Raw genomic sequence first — 18814 nt, 5'->3', positions numbered from 1 at the left:
GTGGAGAAATTGCAATGCCTAGCGTACTTATCACCGGAGCGACATCAGGGTTTGGCAAAGCGGCTGCCCAGCGCTTTGCCAAAGCGGGCTGGTCATTGATTTTAACCGGGCGACGCGTAGAGCGCCTCAAATCACTTGAGGAGGAGCTTTCCCAGCAGGTGCCCGTGCTAACGCTGGCGCTGGATGTCCGCGATAGTGACGCGGTGACTGACGCCATTAGCAACTTACCGGAAGCGTTTCTGCCGCTGACGTGTTTAATCAATAACGCGGGGTTAGCTCTGGCACCGGAGCCGGCGCAAAAGGTGGCGCTAGAGGATTGGCACACCATGATCGACACCAATATCACGGGGTTGGTCAATGTGACACACGCAGCGCTGCCGCTGCTGTTGAAAACCGGTAAAGGCGCGAGCATTCTCAATCTCGGCTCGGTGGCGGGACAGTGGCCCTATCCGGGCGGGCATGTGTATGGCGCGTCGAAAGCCTTTGTTCAACAGTTCAGCTACAACCTACGCTGCGACCTGTTAGGTACTGGCGTGCGAGTCACTGACCTGGCGCCCGGCATGGCAGAAACCGAGTTTACGCTGGTCAGGACTAAAGGCGACCAGGCCGCTTCGGATGCACTTTACCGGGGTACGACGCCACTTCAAGCGGAAGATATCGCCGAGCAGCTTTACTACTTGGCCACGCTGCCCGCCCATATCAACATCAACCGCTTGGAAATTATGACCGTTCGTCAGGCATGGTCAGCGTTTGCTATAGATCGCGACCCCGCTTAAGCCTGCTGCGCCGATTTTAATAGGCCACCCGTTGAAATGCGATAACGCCCTTTCTCTTTGACTAGATAAAGGGCGTTATCCACTCGTTTCATTACGCTTTTGACCGATTGTTGATACATTCTATTTTACTCATCCTTGTAAAATAGTCGTGCGATCATGAGGCTCAACGTCAACAGATCTCGATACCCACAGCCGATAAAGGGCAGGGGTAAAGAAAAACGACACTAGCGTCGCCAAGAGTAGTCCAAAACCAACCGTTTGCGCGAATGGGGGCCACAGCCCACCAGTGGCCAACATCAGCGGAATTAAGCCTGCAAAGGTAGTGACCGTGGTCGAAACGATATGCCGACTGGTAGGGCCACTGATCACCGCCAGCATGGCATCGATATCGCCTCGGCGGGCGGCTTCATCGTCATCAAAGGCAGCAATAATGATAATGGTGGCATTGATCGCTACCCCCACCAGCCCCATGATGCCGACGATAATCACGAAACCAAACGCATGCCCGCTTAGGAGCAGCGCCACAATGCCCATACCCATCGCCTGGGCGCCGGCAATAAACACAATGGCGGCCCGTCGGAAGGAGTTAAATGCCAGCACCACGGTGGCCACCATGGCTATGACCAGCAGCACCACCGAGGCAAGCAACTTGCCCACGGCGTCATCTCGCTCGGCGGCTTCACCACCGGTTTCGATTCGGTAACCAGGGGGCAATTGAAACGCCCCTGACGCCAACGCTGCTTGAAGCTTGGCATCCAACTGAGCCATGGAGACCGCCGGAAGAGCGTCGGCCACCAGGTACCCTTGTACCAACTGCATCCGTTCAGCGTTACGGCGGGTAATCACGCTCCAGGCAGGCGTGAGTGACACCTCTGCCACCGCCGCCAGTGGCAGTCCCTCAGCTACTTGATCGCTGACCAGGCGCAGCGCCGCCAGCTGTTCGGCGTTAGTGCGCCACTCATCGGCGTAGCGCACCCGCACCGGCAGTTGCTGCGTGTCCTCCAGCAACATGCCTGCTGATTGCCCCGAGAGCGCGGCCCCCACTTGTTCCGCTAGCCGCTGCGGCGTTAGCCCCGCATCACTCAGTGCGGTGTGGTCGATATCCAGGGTTAACCTGGGCAAATCACGCTGCATGCCGGCGCGCACATGGGTCACCTGAGGCAGTTGGTGCATTAGGCCCGCTAGCTCAAGTCCCAGCGATGACAGCACTGCCAGATCATCACCATAGACACGTAGCTCAATCGGGGCTTTAAACGGCGGCCCCTGCTCATACTTGCGCACTACGCTTTGGGCCTGGGGGAAATGCCGATCAAGCGCCTGCTGTAAGGCGGGCACCCGTTCATTAGTGATTTGTAAAGAAGCTGTGTCCACAATCAGGTGCAAAAATGCCGGGTTGTTATCCTCATTGGTAAGCACGTTGTAGTACATCATTGGCGCGCTTTCACCGACAAACGCCGAGACGCGGGTGATGCCCGGCAGCTCACGAATCATGGCATCGACTTCATGGGCCAGTGCTTCGGTGTTGGTCATACTGCTGGCGGGGGGCAGGCGCACCTCGATGTGAAACTGGTCGCGGTCTGCGGGAGGAAAAAACGCCACGTCCAGCGTGGGCATCAACGCCATGCCACCCACGGGCACACACAGGGTGATGATCATGGCGGCCCAGGGGTGACGCAGCGCGCTGCGTACCGTACGGCGGAAGCCGCGCTTGAGCATCCCACTGACGCCGTTATTTCGAGGCGTTGGAGGTTTATCAGCGACCCTGGCTAACAGCATGGGTGACAGCGCAGGCACCAGCAGCAACGAAACCAGATAAGAACTTACCAGTGCGACCATCACCGCCATGGCCAGGGGCCCTACGAATTCCCCCGCAGGGCCTGGCATCAACACAATCGGCATAAACGCCAATATGGTGGTTAAGGTGCTGGCCAGCAGCGGCACCGCTAAGTGGCGTAATGTGTCCCGGGTAGCGGCAAGCGCTGAATCATCTTTCAAAAAGCGCTCGCGCAGGGCGTTGGTCATCACAATGGCATTGTCGACCATCAGCCCCAGCGCCACGATAATACCGGTAATGCTCATCTGGTGAATATCGATACCCAGCGGCTGGAAGAGCGCCAGAGTGAGCAGGGCCGTGGCGGGAATCGCCAACCCCACCGTCACCGCCGAGCGCCAGCCCATGGTGATGAACAGGATCGCCACCACCAGCGCTAGCCCCATCAGCAGGCTTCCAGCCACGTCACTTAAGCGCTGGTTGGTGTAACTGGCCTGTTCGAAAACCTCTTCAACCGCGATGCCGACAGGCAATTCATCGGTGAACACCGCCAACTGCTCTTGTGCTTTTTCCACCCAGTTATCAATTCGCTGGCCGGTAGCCATACGTGCGCCGACATACACCGCTCGTTCGCCGTTAAGCAGTGCCACTGAGGCGGGCGGGTCTTGCACGCCCCGGCGTAGCTCAGCCAACTCGCCAAGTCTTACGGTATGCCCCTGCCGAGTCGTCACTTCTATCTCGCGTAGCCTATCGAGCGCATCAAACTCACCGCTTAGCCCCACTGTCAGCCGGTGGCCGTCGGTGACCACTTCACCTGCGGTACGTCGTCCATCGCTTGCCTCAATAGTGGCCGCTAATTGCCCGACGGAGAGCCCCAATGCGTTCAGTTCAAGCGGGTTAACCCTCACCTCTACCTGCTCCCCCGCCACGCCGAAGCGGTGGGTATACTCCGTGCCAGGGACGTTTCTAAACGCTGCTTCCAAACGCTCGGCGTAGCGCTCCATCAGTTGGGGATTGGGCGGGGTATCCAGTGTCCAGCGCAATGCGGCCACGATGCTAAATGCGTAGCCCCGATCATCCAGCAGTTCCGGCGTTTGCACACCGTCAGGCAGGGTAGGGGCGACATCGGCCAGCTTGTCGCGCACGCGGCTCCACACCGGCGTTACATTGGTCACGGCATCCTCAAGCTCAAGGCTAATCACCGCAATGCCCTGGCGTGAGGTGGATTCCAGCACGTTAATCTCAGCGATAGTGCGCAGCTCATCCTCAATGGGACGCGCCACTAAAGCTTCGACCTGCTCGGGGGTCGCACCAGGAAAAGGCGCAAACACGGTAGCCATTCGCGCCACCAAATGGGGGTCTTCCGCGCGAGGCAACGTTTGAATGGCCGACAGCCCGGCGACAACGAGAAGGCCCAGGGCTAGCGCTAACAGTCGACGGTTAAATAACCACTCAAGGCGATTCATAGGCCACTTCCTCGCTTAGCGTGACCTGCTGACCTGGCGTTACACGGTGGGTGCCACCGGTAATCAGCCGCATGCCCGGCGCCAGCGTGCCGCGTACAAAGGCCTGGTCGCCTTCGCTATGCAGTAGCTCCACGCTGGCCTGGGCCACACGGTAGTGATCGTTCTCTAACGGCTCGGCCACCAATACGTTCCACAGGCCACGGTCGGCGGCTTGCAGGGAATCCAACGGCACCCAGTATCCGTTTGCGGGCTCTGTGATCCTGTAGCGCAGCTCTGCCAGATCGCCGGGCACGGCGTGATCTGGGGCTTCCAGCGACACCACCAGCGTTTGGGTGCGGCTGTCGCTATCCACCTGAGGAAGTCGGGCACGTACCTCACCGCTGACTTCCTCACCATTCACCATCAATTCAACGGCCTCATCGGGAGTAAACGTCGCGGCCAGCGCTGCGGGTAGGCCAAGATGCGCTTCTAACTGCTCGACGTCGATAAGATCGAAAGCGGTAGTGCCGCTACTCACCAAGCTGCCGACACTGACATGGCGCTCGATCACTCGTCCGGCGAAGGGCGCTTTTAACGTGCTGTCATCCAAATCGGCGGTAAGGCTATCGCGCTCGGCTGCCAGCGCCGCCAGGCGAGCCTGGAGGGTCAGTCGATCTGTCCGGGCCTGATCCAGCGCCGTGCGGCTGGCAAAGTTACTCTGGTTTAGCTGCGCTTCACGCTCCTCCTGGCGCTGAGCCAGAGCAAGGCTGGCACGGGCTTCTTCACTGCGTGCAGCTACCTCTGCTAAGCGGCTTTCCAATCGACGGGTATCCAGCGTGGCAAGCACATCCCCCTGTTCAACCGCATCGCCTCTGTCTGCTGACACAGCACTGACCCGCCCCGCGGGTTCGAACGCCAGCGATACCGACTGGCGCGCCACCACACGGCCGGTTAAGCGCACATCGCGTTGCAGTTGTTCGGCTTGTTCCAGAGCCTTGCTCGCCACCTGTAGCAGGGCATTATCAGCGCCTTGCTGGCGGGCCTGCTGAGCACTGCTGTGCTGACTGGAGAGAAAAAACACCGTCGCCAGTGTGGCACCTACCATCAACAGCGCCGCCAGCGTGCCGCGAAACAGGTGGTTCCAGGAAGTTTTTAGAGGAGTGCCCATGCTGGCCTCGAAATGGTTTATTCTTGAACGATACCGTTCACTATAATATGTGTACGCTCACGTTCAATATTTATTTACTCGATGGGCACGGACTGCACCGAATGACAGATTCTCAACATACACCGCCTGAACCAAAACGCCGCGCTGGACGACCCAAGGATATGGCTAAACGGAATGCCATGATGGATGCGGCGGCGTGTCTGTTTTTTCGCCACGGTTTAGAGGGGGTAACGATGGAAGCCGTTGCCCGAGAAGCGGGGGTTTCCAAAGTCACAGTGTACGGTCACTTTATGACCAAAGAGGCACTGTTTGGCAGTGTGATACGGCGCGAAACCGAAACCATCCGCAGGGGGTTAGATAAACTGCCCGATACCCACGAGGGGGTTCGCCAATCACTGATCGAAGTCGGCATGAGCTTAGTACACTTTTTGCTGGAGCCCCATGTGCTGGCGGTTGAGCGAGCAATGAGCGCCCAGGGCGAGCAGTACCCGGAGCTGTTAAAGGCTTATTTCGAGGCGGGCCCCTGGGCAATGCAACAATGGCTACAAGAGAAGTTAGAAAGACTGGCCAGCGCCGGGCATTTAACGCTTGGCTCGCCCTCCATTGCAGCCGACCAACTGTGCAGCATGTGGCAGGGTATGCTGGTCACAGAAGTCAGCATGGGCGTACGGCAACTGCCCAGCGATGAAGAGCTTCACCGCCAAATCAGCAGCGCCGTGAATGTGTTTTTGGCAGCGTATGGGGAACCTAGGTCAAGCACAGCTCATTGAGAAATCACTATCTGTTTTAACGCCGCTCTAGCACACCGATTAGCGCGGGTATTGGCAGGCTTTGATCTTCAACCGATGTATACAGGTTGCGGACGGCTTCAGCGATCCCCCCCTCCACGGCAAGGTCTTCGGTCATCGTGTGGTAGTAACCAAGATCTTTGCTGGCATTGGCAACGGTAAACTTGAAGCCTGAAGGGTCATTATCAGCGATATAGGGGCGCAGCCGCTCGAGCACGACGCCACCTCCGCCCCCAGCCCCTAATACCTCCAGCAATGCGCTATCGCTAATACCCGCTTTACGAGATGCCGCTGTAGCCTCGGCCAATACTGCCGAAAATCCCAAAGAGACAAAGTTATGCAGCAGTTTAAGAGTATGCCCCGCGCCCACATCGCCCGCATGGGCAATATTTTCGGCAAAGCCCTGCAGCAGAGGCAGTGTTTCATCGAACAGCGCCTTCGGCGCGCCAACGATCAAATTGAGTCGCCCTTCCGCTGCTTCTTTCGGCGTGCGCGTCATGGCCGCATCCATAAAGCGCCCGCCAGCCTCTGTGACTCTGGCAGCGACTTTTTCTGTTGAACTGGGCAGCGCAGTGGAGCAATCCACCACGACACATCCGGGCTTTAACCCCGCTAATACGCCGTTGGGTTCAAACAGCACGGCTTCTACTTGAGGTGAGCCGGTGACGCACAGAATCACCACCTCAGCACTCTGGGCCACCTCTCGTCCTGTATTCAGCGAGATGGCACCGGCTGCCAATAAGTCATCTACTGGCTGGTTACCGGAGTGGTTCAGAAACCTGACCTGATGGCCTGCACGTAGCAGGCTGCTGGCGATCCCATGGCCCATGAGGCCCACGCCGACGATGCCTACTTGGCTGACTGATGTCATTGTTATCACCTTAAAGCTGGTTCGTCCGTTAATGTTTGATCGCGATAGTTTTAATCTGTGTGTAGCTTCGCAGGCCCTCAAAGCCTTTTTCCCGGCCGTGTCCGGAGCGGCCAACGCCACCAAATGGTAGCTCTACACCACCGGCGGCACCGTAGTTATTGATGAATACCTGACCGCTGCGAATCCCTTTGGCCAAACGGAGCTGACGGCCGCCATCGCGCGTCCAAATACCGGCACAGAGGCCAAAATCGGTGGCATTAGCCAGCGCCAGCGCTTCCGCTTCGTCCTCAAACACCTGCACCACCAGCACTGGGCCAAATAACTCTTCTTGAAGCACTTCATGCCCAGCAGGAATATCAGTGAGTAGTTGAGGCACTACGAAGTGGCCGCCACTTGGCGCGCTTGCCGCTAACTGGCCTTTTGCCGCCACGCGAATACCGTCGGCTTCGGCGGCCGCCAAGCGCGCTTCCAGCTTGGCTTTTTGACGCGCATTGATCAGTGGGCCACAGTCAACGTCCGCTTCGCCGGCGTCACAGCGCAGGGCAGCGAAGCGCTCGCTGAGGTTAGCAACCACGCTCTCAGCGATCTCCCTCTGCACCAGCAAACGGCTGCCTGCGGAGCAGGTCTGACCAGCATTCTGAATAATGCCGCGCACTACTGCGGGCAGCGCGGCATCAAGATCCGCATCAGCAAACACTAATTGGGGAGACTTACCGCCAAGTTCCAGGGTGACGGGTACATGGTGCTGCGCGGCCGCCTGAGCGACATGGGTGCCGGTCTCTGGCGAGCCGGTAAAGGAGAGGTGATCAATGTTTGGGTGGGCAGCAAGGGCAGCGCCCGCTTCAGCACCAAGCCCTGGCACCACGTTGAGTGCACCCGCCGGAAGGCCATGATCCACTGCCAGTTGCGCTAAACGCAATACGCTCAAACAGGCATCCTCTGCGGGCTTAAGCACAACGGTATTACCCGCGGCCAGCGCCGCGGCCACACAGCGCCCGAAGATTTGCGATGGATAATTCCAGGGAATAATTTGCGCACACACGCCATAGGGCTCACGCAAGGTCATGACCGCGAAATCGGTCTCAAAGGGGATGGTTTCACCGTGAAGTTTATCCGCCGCCCCGCCATAAAAGCGAAAGTAGCGTGCGCAAGCACCAATATCGCCCCTGGCTTGAGTCAAGGGCTTCCCGGTATCAGCACACTCAAGCTGTGCCAGTTGCTCGTGATGCGCCTCGATAATATTTGCAAAGCGTAGCAACCATTCGCTGCGCTGCCTTGCAGACCACCGGGCCCACTCGCCTAGCTGGCCAGAAAAGGCCCGCCGTGCGGCTTGTACCGCCGCTTCTACATCGCCTATTTGGCAACGGGCGATACGGGTCAGCGGTTCGCCACTGGCCGGGGCTTCCACCTGTAACGTTGTGGTGGTGTTCACCCACTCTCCAGCCACCAGCGCCTGCTGCGGTGGCAACGTTAATGCATCTGGCATATCGCACTCCTCTTATTATGATTGTTTTATTGACGCTAAAAACGGCGGGGTTAACCGTAAAAAGCAGTCACCAGCCCCATGGAAATCCATGGCATGTAAGTGATCGCCATTAGGCAGGCCAGCACCACCAAGACAAAGCGCAACAGCCATGGCAGCATTTGATCGATCGATATTTTGGCAACCGCACAGGCAGCAAAAAGGTTTACGCCTAGCGGCGGCGTAATCATGCCAAGCGCCAGATTAACCACCATGACTAGACCAAAATGAACGGGGTGGATACCGAACTGAATGGCGATGGGCGTCAATATCGGTGCCAACACCAGAATAGCGGCGGAAGTTTCGATAAACATGCCGACAACTAACAGCAATGCATTGACCACCAGCAAAAACATCAGAGGATCATTGATGGTGTTGGTAACCAGATTGGCAATTTGCGCGGGCAGCCCCGTTCGGCTTAGCAGAAAGCTGAAGAGCGAGGCGGCGGCAATAATCAGCATGACGGCAGCTGTTGAGACAACGCTCTGGCGCATAATCGGCCACAGGTCATCGACCTTCAGTTCACGGTAGTAGAAGCCTCCCACGATCAGCGCAAAAAACACGGCCACGGCGGAGGCTTCAGTCGGGGTAAATATCCCGCCATAGATACCGCCAATCACGACCACCGGCATCAGCATCGCGACCCAGGCGCGCTTTGCCGAGATCATAAAGCCAGTGCTGTCTTTATAGTCGTCCTTGCCGTAGCCACGCACTTTGCAGAACAGGTAGAGAAAGAGTATCAGCGCACTGCCAATCAGTATGCCTGGGCCGATACCCGCCAGGAATAGCTGACCGATGGAGGTATCGGTACTCACGCCGTACAGGATCAATGGAATGGAGGGCGGGATCAGTACCCCAAGCTCTGCAGAAGAGGCTTGTATGGAGGCGGCTAACGGCTTGGGATAGCCATGCTTTACCATGGCAGGAATCAGGATGGCACCAATAGCGAAGGTCGTTGCCACGCTGGAGCCGGACACCGCCGCAAACATCATGCAGGTCAGTACGCAGGACATGGCCAGCCCGCCCTGCACGCGGCCAACGATGGACTTCGCCAGATCCACCAGGCGCTGTGAGATGCCCCCGGCGGCCATCAGATTGCCGGCTAGGATAAAAAAAGGAATCGCCATTAACGGAAATTTATCGATGCCGATAAACATCTGCTGTGGCACCAGCAGCAACGGCAGACGTGTGAAGAATTCGATACCGATAATCGAGGCCAGGATAATGGAAATCGCAATCGGCACCCCGAAGGTAAACAGGATGATCAGCGACAGACCGATAACCATGTTCATGGCTGCACCTCCCGGTCAGGTCGCGGCGCGCCATGGAATGTTTCAACCTCCGGCACGATCTCGCTATTTTCAGGACCTACCTTTTCCCGGCCAGTGAGCTGTGCGAGCAGCCTCGCCACCACGGCGACAATGGCAAAGCAGGAGCCCGTGGGAATCGCCGCATAGGCCCACGACATCGAAATATTCATTCCCGACATGGTTTGATTGCTCACCCGCATCGTCATTTGGATGCCGTAATGGATCAGCACCCCAAGCACCAGCAGGCAGCACACCACAATGAGTACCTCTAAAAGGGTGAGAAAACGCGCAGGGACCACTTTATAAACGACTTCCACCGCCATCATGTAACCACCCCGAAAGGTGGCGGCAGCGGCCATAAATACACACCAGATCATGGCGGCACGAGAGGCGACTTCCGTCCAGGTAGAAGGAGCGTTAAACACAAATCGGGTGAGCACCTGATAAAAGCTGAGGGTTACCGATATCGCCAGCATCACCACTGCAATCAGCATTGCGAGCCGGGTTAACTGATGCTCAAAACGAAGAAATACCGCTAGCATAAGAGATCACCATGCCAAAGCGGCCTTCGGCTACGCCGAAGGCCGGGGAGGAAGAAGCGCTCAGCAACCGCTGGCTTTGTCCTGAATGCGCTCCAGCATTTCGGTGCCGTACTCAGAAGTAAATATCTCATAGGCGGGCTGAACCGCTTCCTGGAAAGGAGCAACATCAATGTCGGTCTTTACCGTCATACCGTTCTCTTCCAGCAGCGCCACGCCTTCACGCTCTAGTCGCGAGACCTCTTCACGGGTTGCTTCAGCAGATGCGACAGCAGCCTCCCTAAACCAGCCACGCTCTTCGTCACTTAAGCCGTCTAGCAGAATCGGCGACCCCAGGACGATGGCCGGCGAATAGACGTGCCCGGTTAGCGATAGGTAATCCTGCACTTCCCAGAAGTTGGTGGCGACGATGACCGTAATCGGGTTCTCCTGACCATCGACGGTGCCCTGCTGAAGTGCCGTGAACAGTTCCGGGAAGGCCATCGGCGTTGGCCGAGCACCCATCTGGCGGAAAGCCTCCTGATGCACCTCGTTCTCCATGGTGCGAACGCGAAGGCCCTCGGCATCTGCTGGTGTGGCGATTTCTCGCTGGCTATTGGTCAGATGGCGGAAGCCATTTTCCGTCCAAGCTAAGCCGACCAAATCGTGATCGCCCATTTTTTCCAGTAGTTCGTCGCCAAGCTCACTATCCAGCACGCAACGCGCCTGGTCGTAGTTCTCAAACAGGAACGGCAGGTCGAGCACATAGGTTTCGGGAACAAAGTTACCTAGCGGGCCGGTAGAGGTAATCACCACATCGACGGTGCCGATTTGCAACCCTTCGATCATCTCCCGCTCGCCGCCCAGCGACCCCGACGTATGCTCGGTCACCGTGAACTCGCCATCAGACAAACGCTCCAGCGTCTCTTTAAAGGCATCTGCACCCACTGAATAGTGAGAGCTGTCAGAAAGGGTGTGCCCCAGGTTCACTTCCGTCGCCGCATGGGCTTGTAGTGCAATGCCAACGGTAGCAATACCGCTAATCGCCGCCACCAGGGCATGGCGTGTAAGTGTTGGTGTCGTTGTAGAGTGTTGCTTAGTCATTGAAGTGCCCTCTTTATGTTGTTGTGAGGGTGGAGTGTGGAGCGACACACGCTATTGGTAACGTCGCCCCAGGCTGTTGCCTGCCGAGTGTGGCAGACCGGAACTCACGACGGTTCAGTAACGAACGCATCAATAATCTGTTTAAAGTTATCATCGCCCACAAAACCAAGCTGCTTGGCTTTCGCGGTTTCAAAACGCGCAGGCCAGCTCGCCACAATGGCTTCAATGCGCGGGTCAGGCTCATGGCGTACCAGCGAAAGCGCTTTCTCGCCGGCCACATCACGCAGTGCTGCCAGCATATCGGCCACCGTGACGGTAATGCCGGGTAGCATAAAGGCGCGAAAAGTGGCCAGGGCTTCGCTCGGCACTTCCGCACCATGGATCAGCGCCGCCACCACTCTGCCCGGTGACATCACAAACATCGGCAGCTCGGTAGGCACCGGGCAAACCGCCTCTTCGCCATTGAGCGGCTCACGCAGAATGCTGGAGGCAAAGCTGGAGGCCGCGGCATTAGGCCGACCGGGTCGAATCACAATCGTCGGTAGGCGCAGCACTAAACCATCAATGAGCCCTCGGCGGCTGTAATCGTTGATGAGCAGCTCGCACATGGCTTTTTGTGCACCGTAGGAGTTTTGCGGATGGAGTGCCGTCATATCATCCAGTACCTCCGGCAACTCACCGCCGTAGGCCGCCACGGAGCTGGCCATAATCAAGCGAGTATCGGATAGCTCCTGTTCCCGGCAGCCTTCCAGCAGCGCCCGCGTGGCATCGAAGTTAACCCGCATACCGAGTTCCAAATCGGCTTCTGCGGCGGAGCTTACGACCGCCGCCAGGTGGTAGATCACATCGGGTCGCTGCTCTAACACGCTATCCAGCGCGCCGGGTTGGGTAATATCCAGCGCCACTGATGTCACAGCAACGCTTTCCGCTGCAGGCTGCGGCGCTTCGATCTGGTCAATCAGTGTCAAGCGCGTAATGGGCTGCTGGCAAAGCTCACCGCGTTCAAGCAATTGGTTGACTAAACGCTGGCCGAGAAACCCGGCTGCGCCGGTAATGGCAATATGCATCGTGAGGATCCTGTTGTAGTTTTGTTATTGTTCATTCAGTTGGGGCAGATTAGTGAGTGCCGATCAGCGTGTGATTAGGCCCCACGCCTCGCCCCACCCCAGCCCCGCGCGAGTGTCGGCCTGGGGGCGATACTCGCAGCCGATCCAGCCGTTATAGCCCAGCGCGCTTAAGCGCTCGAAGATGGCCGGGTAATGCACCTTTCCCACATCCGGCTCGTGGCGCCCGGGTACGCCTGCGACTTGAATATGCCCTATGGCGCTGAACTGGCGCTCAAGGTGGCGAATCAAGTCGCCGTCCATAATTTGGCAGTGGTAGAGATCAAACTGTAGCTTTAGATTTTCTGCCCCAACCTCTTCCAATACCGCCATCGCCTGCGCCTGGCGAGAGAGAAAAAAGCCGGGCATATCGCGCGTATTAATCGGCTCGATCAGTATGTCCCGACCAACCTTGGCCGCTTCACTCGCAGCAAAGCGTAGATTGCGGATATAGGTAGCGTGGTGTTCAGCCTGGATCGCGGCATCGACGTCTTCCGGGAGCAGCCCCGCCATGGCATGCACCCGAGGGCAGTTGAGCGCTTCGGCGTAACGTAGCCCTTCAATCACCGAGTCACGAAACTCTCCTTCTCGGCCCGGCAAGCTCGCTAAGCCCCGCTCACCTGCATCCCAATCGCCTGGCGGCAGATTAAACAGCACTTGCTCCAGTTGGTTTTTATTCAGCGCATCTCTTAACTCATCGGCGGTATAGGCGTACGGGAACAGGTACTCAACGCCTTTAAAGCCCGCGTCCGCAGCGGCAGCAAAGCGACTCATAAAGACGTGTTCGTTAAACAGCATGCTGAGGTTGGCGGCTAATCGAATCATCGTGGTGCTCTTGTTGTTAAGTACGTCATTATTAAGTGCGTCGTTAATCCCGTGGAAAACGTGCCTCAAGCTCGGCCACCTGCTCGGGTGTTAACCCTCTTGGGTTCTCGCCCCTTAACAGCAGATAGAGCTTGGCAGTCTCTTCCAGTTCTTCGGTGGCGTAGACCGCTGCCTCAAGGTTTTTCCCCGCCACCACTGGGCCGTGGTTAGCCAGCAGCACCGCGCTATGCTTGCCCGCTAATCCCCGCACTGCATCGCCCAGCTTGGGGTCGCCAGGAATGTGATACGGCACCAGCGGCAGTTTCCCCACCCGCATCACGTAGTAGGCTGTGAGTGGTGGTATGCAGTCGCAGGGATTCACATCAGGCAAGCAAGAGACCGCCACCGAGTGAGTGGAGTGCAGGTGCACAATCGCACCGGACTGCGGGCGCTCCTCGTACATCGCCATATGCAAAAACTGCTCTTTGGTAGGCTTATCGCCACTCAGCAGTTGGCCGTTGTTATCCAGATGGGAGATCCGTGCAGGATCCAGCCGCCCCAAGCAGGCGTTGGTGGGTGTCATCAGCCAGCCGCCGTCATCCAGACGCACGCTGATATTGCCGCTGGAGCCCATGGTCAGGCCGCGGTCAAACAGCGATTTCCCCAGAGTGCTGATCTGCTCCCGCAAACTGTTTTGGGGATGGCGATGCAAGTGGATGCTCATTCCAGCACCTCAAACGCCCGGGTAAAGAAATCGACGCCACCGAAGTTGCCAGATTTCAGCGCCAGCGACAGCGGCACATCGCGACCCGTTATTAAAGTTTGCGTCCAGGGCACGCCAGGGTCGATCTGCTCACCGATGCGCAGGGTGGTAATACCCAACGCTGAGACCACCGCGCCTGACGTTTCGCCCCCGGCGACCAGCAACCGGCCCACGCCTTCCTCTACAAGTTTGACAGCCAACTGGCTCAGCGCCTCTTCAACTAACGCACCCGCATGCGCAACGCCAAGGGCTTGCTGGGCTGCGTTAACCTTTTCAGTATCAGCCGAGGCATAGAGCAGTACCGGCGTCTCTTGAGATAAACGCTTGCGGGCAAAGGCCAGCGCCTGTTCCTGCTGTTGCCCCCCTTCGGTCAACGCCAAGGGATCAAGGGCAAAGCCACCATCAGGGTGCTGGGCCAGAAAATCCGCTACTTGTGCAAGTGTGGCACGGGAGCAACTGCCGGAGAGCACCAGCGCACCACCCGAGGCAGGCGATAAACGCCCCGGCTCACTGATCGTGCCCAGCCAGCCCTGTGCACGATATTGGGCGGGCAACGCCTGCCCCAAACCAGAACCGCCGGTCACTAAAGGCAGTGAAACGGTAGCTTCAGCCAGAATTTCCAGATCCTGTTCGTCCAAGGAATCACAGATCACATGGCGAACTCCCTGATCTGCCAGCATCGTTAAGTGAGCACAGGTCGCCTCTGCGCCTTGAACCAGAACCGCGCGGTTGGCTAAGCCCACCGGGTGCGGCGTTTGACGGGAGAGTACTCGCACGAGATCCGCGTCCTGCATGGGGTTCAGTGGGTGGTGCTGCATACCGCTGTCGTTGAGCAAGCGGTCGCCCACAAACAGATGGCCCTGGTAGACCGTACGGCCGTTAATCGGGAAGGCGGGCACCATCACTGTTTGGTGCGCACCCAGAGCTTCCAGCAACGCATCCGCCACCGGGCCGATATTGCCTTGGTCGGTGGAGTCAAAGGTGGAGCAGTACTTGAAGAACAGCTGCCGGGCGCCCTGCTGACGAAGCCACTCAAGGGCAGCGAGTGAGTCCGCCACGGCTTCGTCCACCGGGCAGGAACGCGATTTCAGCGCCACGATTACCGCATCGATATCAGTGAGGTCGACCTCTTGCTGAGGCACGCCAATCACCTGCAGGCAGCGCATACCGCCGCGCACCAGGTTATTGGCAAGGTCGGTCGCTCCAGTGAAGTCATCGGCAATGGCGCCCAGTACGATGTTCGCTCCCATCCCCATTTTATTCGGCTCCCTGGGCGTCGTTGGCAGCTTCTGGCAACGCGATGCCCGATAATCGCTGGTAGACTTTTATCACCGCCGAGTCATCTTCGCGCCCAAAACCTGCACCGCTGGCAGCGGTAAACTGCTGCAGAGCGCTTGAAGCGACCGGCGTTGCCAGCGCCAGCTCGCGGCCGGTTTGATGCACGATGTTGAGATCTTTGACGAAGATATCCACCGCAGAAAGCGGCGTGTAGTCACCACTCAGGATATGCGGCACGCGGTTTTCGAACATCCAGGAGTTGCCCGCCGAGTGGGTAATAACGTCATATATCACCTCTGGGTCGAGTCCCATACGAATGCCCAGCGCCATGGCCTCAGCGGCGGTGGCGATATGCACACCTGCCAGCAGTTGATTGACCAGTTTCATACTTGAGCCAACGCCAGGCGCATCGCCAAGGCGATAAACCTTGGCAGCCATGGCGTTTAGCACTGCTTCGGCGTAGGTAAATGCCTCCGTTGCCCCGGATGCCATTACCGATAGTTCACCACTTTTGGCTTTAGCAGCACCGCCGCTAATCGGCGCATCCAGCAGCAGCAACCCCTCTGCCGCCACACGCTCACCAAGCTGTTTGGCCTGACTGGGCGCCACAGTGGCGCACTGGATGATCAGACTGCCCCGGGCCAAGTGGCTTACCACCCCCTGCTCACCGAACAGCACTTGCTCAACCTGCGCCCCGTTAACGACAACCACCAACACGATATGGCAGTGAGCAAGCTCGGCAGGAGTGGCTACGCTTTGCCCCCCTGCTGCCACGAAGGCATCGCGTGCCCCAGCGGAAATATCACACCCGGTCACATTAAATCCCTGCTTGAGCAAAGCGGTGGCCGTACCCATGCCCATGGCGCCCAGGCCAATAAGACCTACTTGAAGTGATTGCTTATCGTGTTGGCTCACCTAACGGCACCTCTTGGTTGTTGAGACTGTTGTTGAGACGGCTGTTGAGACTGTTACTGAGAACGTTGTTGTGTTTGTTGCTATCGTCGCGGTGCAATTAGAAGCTAAATGGTAGCGCTGTCATGATAGCGCTACCATTCGTTTTAGATTATTGTTGGCGTTACGACAAGCTGAAAATCAGGGACGTGCGACCAATGTCTAAAGACTCGCCCAACGCTGCCTCTCCCAGCCCTGCCAGGCAGCGCCGAAGCTCCGACCAAGTCACGCTCAGCCAAGTGGCGCAAGCGGCAGGGGTATCACCGATTACCGCATCTCGAGCACTGAACAACCCTGATAAGGTCAGCGATAGTGCACGCCTGAGTGTTCTACAAGCCGTAGAGAAACTGGGCTACGTACCCAACTTGGTAGCCGGTAGCCTGGCCTCCTCCCGCTCGCGGCTGATTGCGGTGATTGTGCCGTCGCTGATCAATAGCGTGTTTGTGGAGGTCATCAAGGGGCTGCAGGAAACGCTGGAAGCCGAGGGCTACCAGATACTGCTGGGTAACACCGACTACGATCTAGACCGCGAGTATCAATTGGTGCGCACTTTTCTGGGCTGGTCATGCTCTGCACTGGTCACCGCTGGGCTGCGCCATAACAAGGCGTGCCATACGCTGCTGGCGAACTGGGATCACCCCATTATGGAGGTGATGGAGCTGGGCAAAGGCATGGATCTTAACGTTGGGCTGGATCACGTGGCGGCAGGCCGCTGCATGGCCGACCATCTTCTCGACAAAGGCTACCGCCATATTGTTTATGTGGGCGCACGGCTCTCGCAGGATTATCGCGCCAGCATGCGCTACGAAGGCCATAAAGCGGTGCTAAAGGAGAAAGGGATCGACGCCCCACTACTGGAACTAGACACCTTAGGCAGCCTACAGGCGGGCGCTGAAGGGCTGGCCCAAGTTCTCGCGCAATACCCTCATACCCAAGCCATTCACTTTGCCAACGACGACTTGGCGGCAGGCGCCCTGCTGGCTGCTCAACGTCAAGGGCTAAACGTTCCAGGGGATATCGCCATTGCCGGGTTTAACGGCCTGCCCCTTGGTCAGCACGTAACTCCTCAGCTCACGACCATTCTTTCACCCAGAGAAGAGATGGGCCGCTTAGCCGCCAAAGAACTCATTCGGCGGCTAAGCGGTAAAAACGTCTACCGCCGCCAGCACGATGTGGGCTTTACGCTCCAAACCGGCGGGAGTACTTAGGCCGCCTCAACGCTCATATCGCTGGTGGTTGACCAAGAATCTCCAAGCCTGATCCCAGCTCGTTTTCAATTGCCTGACCGATTGCCAGCAGGCTGGCGTCTTGCCACGGCCCGGCCAGCACTTGCAGGCCAACGGGCATACCTGCGGCGTCTTTCCCAACCGGCAGCGTTAAGGCACACAGGCCTAGGAAATTAGCGATCACCGTGTTGCGCAGGGCATGCATGTTGGCTTTGGGATAGGCACCTTCGGGCTGAAGACTCTCGATAGTGGGCGGGGTAATCGCCACCGTGGGAGTAAGGACTGCATCTACATCGGCCATGCGAGCGGCGGCAGAGGCGGCAAGCGAGTCCAGCACCGTGCGACGACGCACATACTCCCAGGCAGGCATGTCATCTGCCGCTTTAACGCGGGCGGCGACGTTAGGATCCAGGGAATCAATCATCTCGGGTAGCTCGGTGTTTAGAAACGCCGCCAATTCCGGCGCAGCCACACCGCCCAGCTTGAAGAGTTCGTACGCTTCGTCGATGCCAGGCAACTCGAGGGTCACTATTCGCGCCCCGGCGGCTTCCAGCTGCTTAATGGCACCGCGTACGGTTTCCGCGATACCTGGACTGCAGTCGTCCCAGAAAAACGTTTCTGGTACTCCAAAGGTCAACCCGGCAAGCGTCGGTGTTGCTGGCATTCGATCATCCTGACCGCTAAGGCCGCCATCCAACGCATCGAACGCAAAGGCAAGGTCATCTACCCGACGCGCCAGTAACCCTGGGGTATCCAGCGTGCTTGAAAGCGGTACGATCTGCTCGGTCGACCAGCGCCCGGCGGTGGTTTTCAATCCCGCTACGCCGGTCATTGAGGCGGGAATACGCACTGAACCGGCGGTATCGGTGCCTAATGCCAAACTTGCCGTACCGCCCACCAGTGAAACACCCGCCCCGGAGCTTGAGCCGCCAGGCGTGCGGTGCTGATGTGCATCCCAGGGGTTGCGCGGTGCGCCCCAATGGGCATTGGTGCCCAAGCCGCCAAAGGCAAACTCAACGGAGTGGGTTTTACCCATAACAGAAGGTAGCTGTTTCAATAGCGTGCCCACCACTGGGCCGGGCCGCTCCCAACGCTTCGGCAGGCGTTGAGAAGAGCCCGCATAAGTGGGCAGCCCGGTCACGGCGTAGATATCCTTGATCGATACCGCCAAGCCCATTAGCGCCCCCGCATCACCACCCTGGGCGAGCACCGCATCGGCAGCTTTTGCCATTGCCAGTGCCTGCTCACCGTTCCAGGTGAGGTAGGCATGGTCGTGTTTGCCGCGCTGCTGATAAGCAGCGACTGCCGCTTCGGCCAGCGCGGTAGCGGTCAGCGTGCCCGCCCGCAGACGCTCGCGCTGCTCACGTAACGGTAGAAAAATGGGTGAATCCTGCATGCTTTACGTACCTCTTTGGA

The 18814-nt window shown here is 58.1% G+C and carries 16 protein-coding genes; 3 read left to right on the top strand and 13 right to left on the bottom strand.

What is annotated here, in order from left to right; all coding sequences use genetic code 11:
* Nucleotides 1–14 precede the first annotated feature (14 nt).
* The gene (locus tag HZU72_RS00880; RefSeq protein WP_180089715.1) at nt 15–776 is read left to right on the top strand and encodes an SDR family NAD(P)-dependent oxidoreductase; all 762 of its coding nucleotides are present in this window, start codon (nt 15–17) and stop codon (nt 774–776) included.
* 129 nt (nt 777–905) lie between these two features.
* On the opposite strand, the gene HZU72_RS00875 is transcribed toward HZU72_RS00880, so the two are convergent.
* Both HZU72_RS00875 and HZU72_RS00870 read right to left on the bottom strand, forming a co-directional pair.
* Nucleotides 906–4013 carry an efflux RND transporter permease subunit gene (locus HZU72_RS00875; protein WP_180089713.1) on the bottom strand — a complete coding sequence of 1036 codons (3108 nt, stop codon included), beginning with the start codon at nt 4011–4013 and terminating at the stop codon, nt 906–908.
* Nucleotides 4000–5160, bottom strand: coding sequence for an efflux RND transporter periplasmic adaptor subunit (locus tag HZU72_RS00870; RefSeq protein ID WP_180089711.1), 1161 nt, complete (start codon nt 5158–5160; stop codon nt 4000–4002). The genes HZU72_RS00875 and HZU72_RS00870 overlap by 14 nt, the downstream gene beginning before the upstream one ends.
* Nucleotides 5161–5261: 101 nt before the next feature.
* On the opposite strand from HZU72_RS00870, the gene HZU72_RS00865 reads away from it, so the two are divergent.
* Nucleotides 5262–5930 carry a TetR/AcrR family transcriptional regulator gene (locus HZU72_RS00865; RefSeq protein ID WP_180089709.1) on the top strand — a complete coding sequence of 223 codons (669 nt, stop codon included), beginning with the start codon at nt 5262–5264 and terminating at the stop codon, nt 5928–5930.
* Between the two features lie 16 nt (nt 5931–5946).
* Here HZU72_RS00865 and HZU72_RS00860 read toward each other — a convergent pair whose 3' ends face one another.
* The 10 genes from HZU72_RS00860 to ltnD form a co-directional block, all read right to left on the bottom strand.
* Entirely contained in the window at nt 5947–6819 is an 873-nt protein-coding gene (locus HZU72_RS00860) for an NAD(P)-dependent oxidoreductase (protein ID WP_180089707.1), read from the bottom strand.
* A gap of 28 nt (nt 6820–6847) precedes the next feature.
* The gene (locus HZU72_RS00855) at nt 6848–8305 is read right to left on the bottom strand and encodes an aldehyde dehydrogenase family protein (protein WP_180089705.1); all 1458 of its coding nucleotides are present in this window, start codon (nt 8303–8305) and stop codon (nt 6848–6850) included.
* Nucleotides 8306–8355: 50 nt separating this feature from the next.
* Complete coding sequence (locus HZU72_RS00850) at nt 8356–9633, bottom strand: TRAP transporter large permease (RefSeq protein ID WP_180089703.1); 1278 nt, start codon at nt 9631–9633, stop codon at nt 8356–8358.
* Complete coding sequence (locus tag HZU72_RS00845) at nt 9630–10193, bottom strand: TRAP transporter small permease (RefSeq protein ID WP_180089701.1); 564 nt, start codon at nt 10191–10193, stop codon at nt 9630–9632. Before HZU72_RS00845 ends, HZU72_RS00850 begins: the two co-directional genes overlap by 4 nt.
* 60 nt (nt 10194–10253) lie before the next feature.
* Nucleotides 10254–11273, bottom strand: coding sequence for a TRAP transporter substrate-binding protein (locus tag HZU72_RS00840; protein WP_180089699.1), 1020 nt, complete (start codon nt 11271–11273; stop codon nt 10254–10256).
* Between the two features lie 104 nt (nt 11274–11377).
* The gene (denD, locus tag HZU72_RS00835) at nt 11378–12340 is read right to left on the bottom strand and encodes a D-erythronate dehydrogenase (protein ID WP_180089697.1); all 963 of its coding nucleotides are present in this window, start codon (nt 12338–12340) and stop codon (nt 11378–11380) included.
* Nucleotides 12341–12403: 63 nt separating this feature from the next.
* Nucleotides 12404–13201 carry a 2-oxo-tetronate isomerase gene (otnI, locus tag HZU72_RS00830; protein ID WP_180089695.1) on the bottom strand — a complete coding sequence of 266 codons (798 nt, stop codon included), beginning with the start codon at nt 13199–13201 and terminating at the stop codon, nt 12404–12406.
* A gap of 43 nt (nt 13202–13244) precedes the next feature.
* Nucleotides 13245–13904: a 3-oxo-tetronate 4-phosphate decarboxylase gene (gene otnC, locus HZU72_RS00825; protein WP_180089693.1), complete on the bottom strand. Its 660-nt coding sequence runs from the start codon at nt 13902–13904 to the stop codon at nt 13245–13247.
* On the bottom strand, nt 13901–15199 hold the full coding sequence (gene otnK / locus HZU72_RS00820; protein ID WP_180089691.1) for a 3-oxo-tetronate kinase: 1299 nt from the start codon (nt 15197–15199) through the stop codon (nt 13901–13903). Before otnK ends, otnC begins: the two co-directional genes overlap by 4 nt.
* Before the next feature lies 1 nt (nt 15200).
* The gene (gene ltnD, locus HZU72_RS00815; protein ID WP_180089689.1) at nt 15201–16136 is read right to left on the bottom strand and encodes an L-threonate dehydrogenase; all 936 of its coding nucleotides are present in this window, start codon (nt 16134–16136) and stop codon (nt 15201–15203) included.
* A 194-nt stretch (nt 16137–16330) separates the two neighbouring features.
* On the opposite strand from ltnD, the gene HZU72_RS00810 reads away from it, so the two are divergent.
* Complete coding sequence (locus HZU72_RS00810; protein WP_180089686.1) at nt 16331–17380, top strand: LacI family DNA-binding transcriptional regulator; 1050 nt, start codon at nt 16331–16333, stop codon at nt 17378–17380.
* A 13-nt stretch (nt 17381–17393) separates the two neighbouring features.
* Here the strand turns inward: HZU72_RS00810 and HZU72_RS00805 are convergent, their stop codons facing one another.
* Nucleotides 17394–18794, bottom strand: a complete 1401-nt coding sequence (locus HZU72_RS00805) for an amidase (RefSeq protein WP_180089684.1) — start codon at nt 18792–18794, stop codon at nt 17394–17396.
* Nucleotides 18795–18814 lie beyond the last annotated feature (20 nt).

The sequence above is a fragment of the Vreelandella sedimenti genome, from assembly GCF_013416325.1.
GTDB lineage: Bacteria > Pseudomonadota > Gammaproteobacteria > Pseudomonadales > Halomonadaceae > Vreelandella > Vreelandella sedimenti.
The sequence above is the reverse complement of the archived record's forward strand: the minus strand, read 5'-3'. Positions and strand labels throughout refer to the sequence as shown.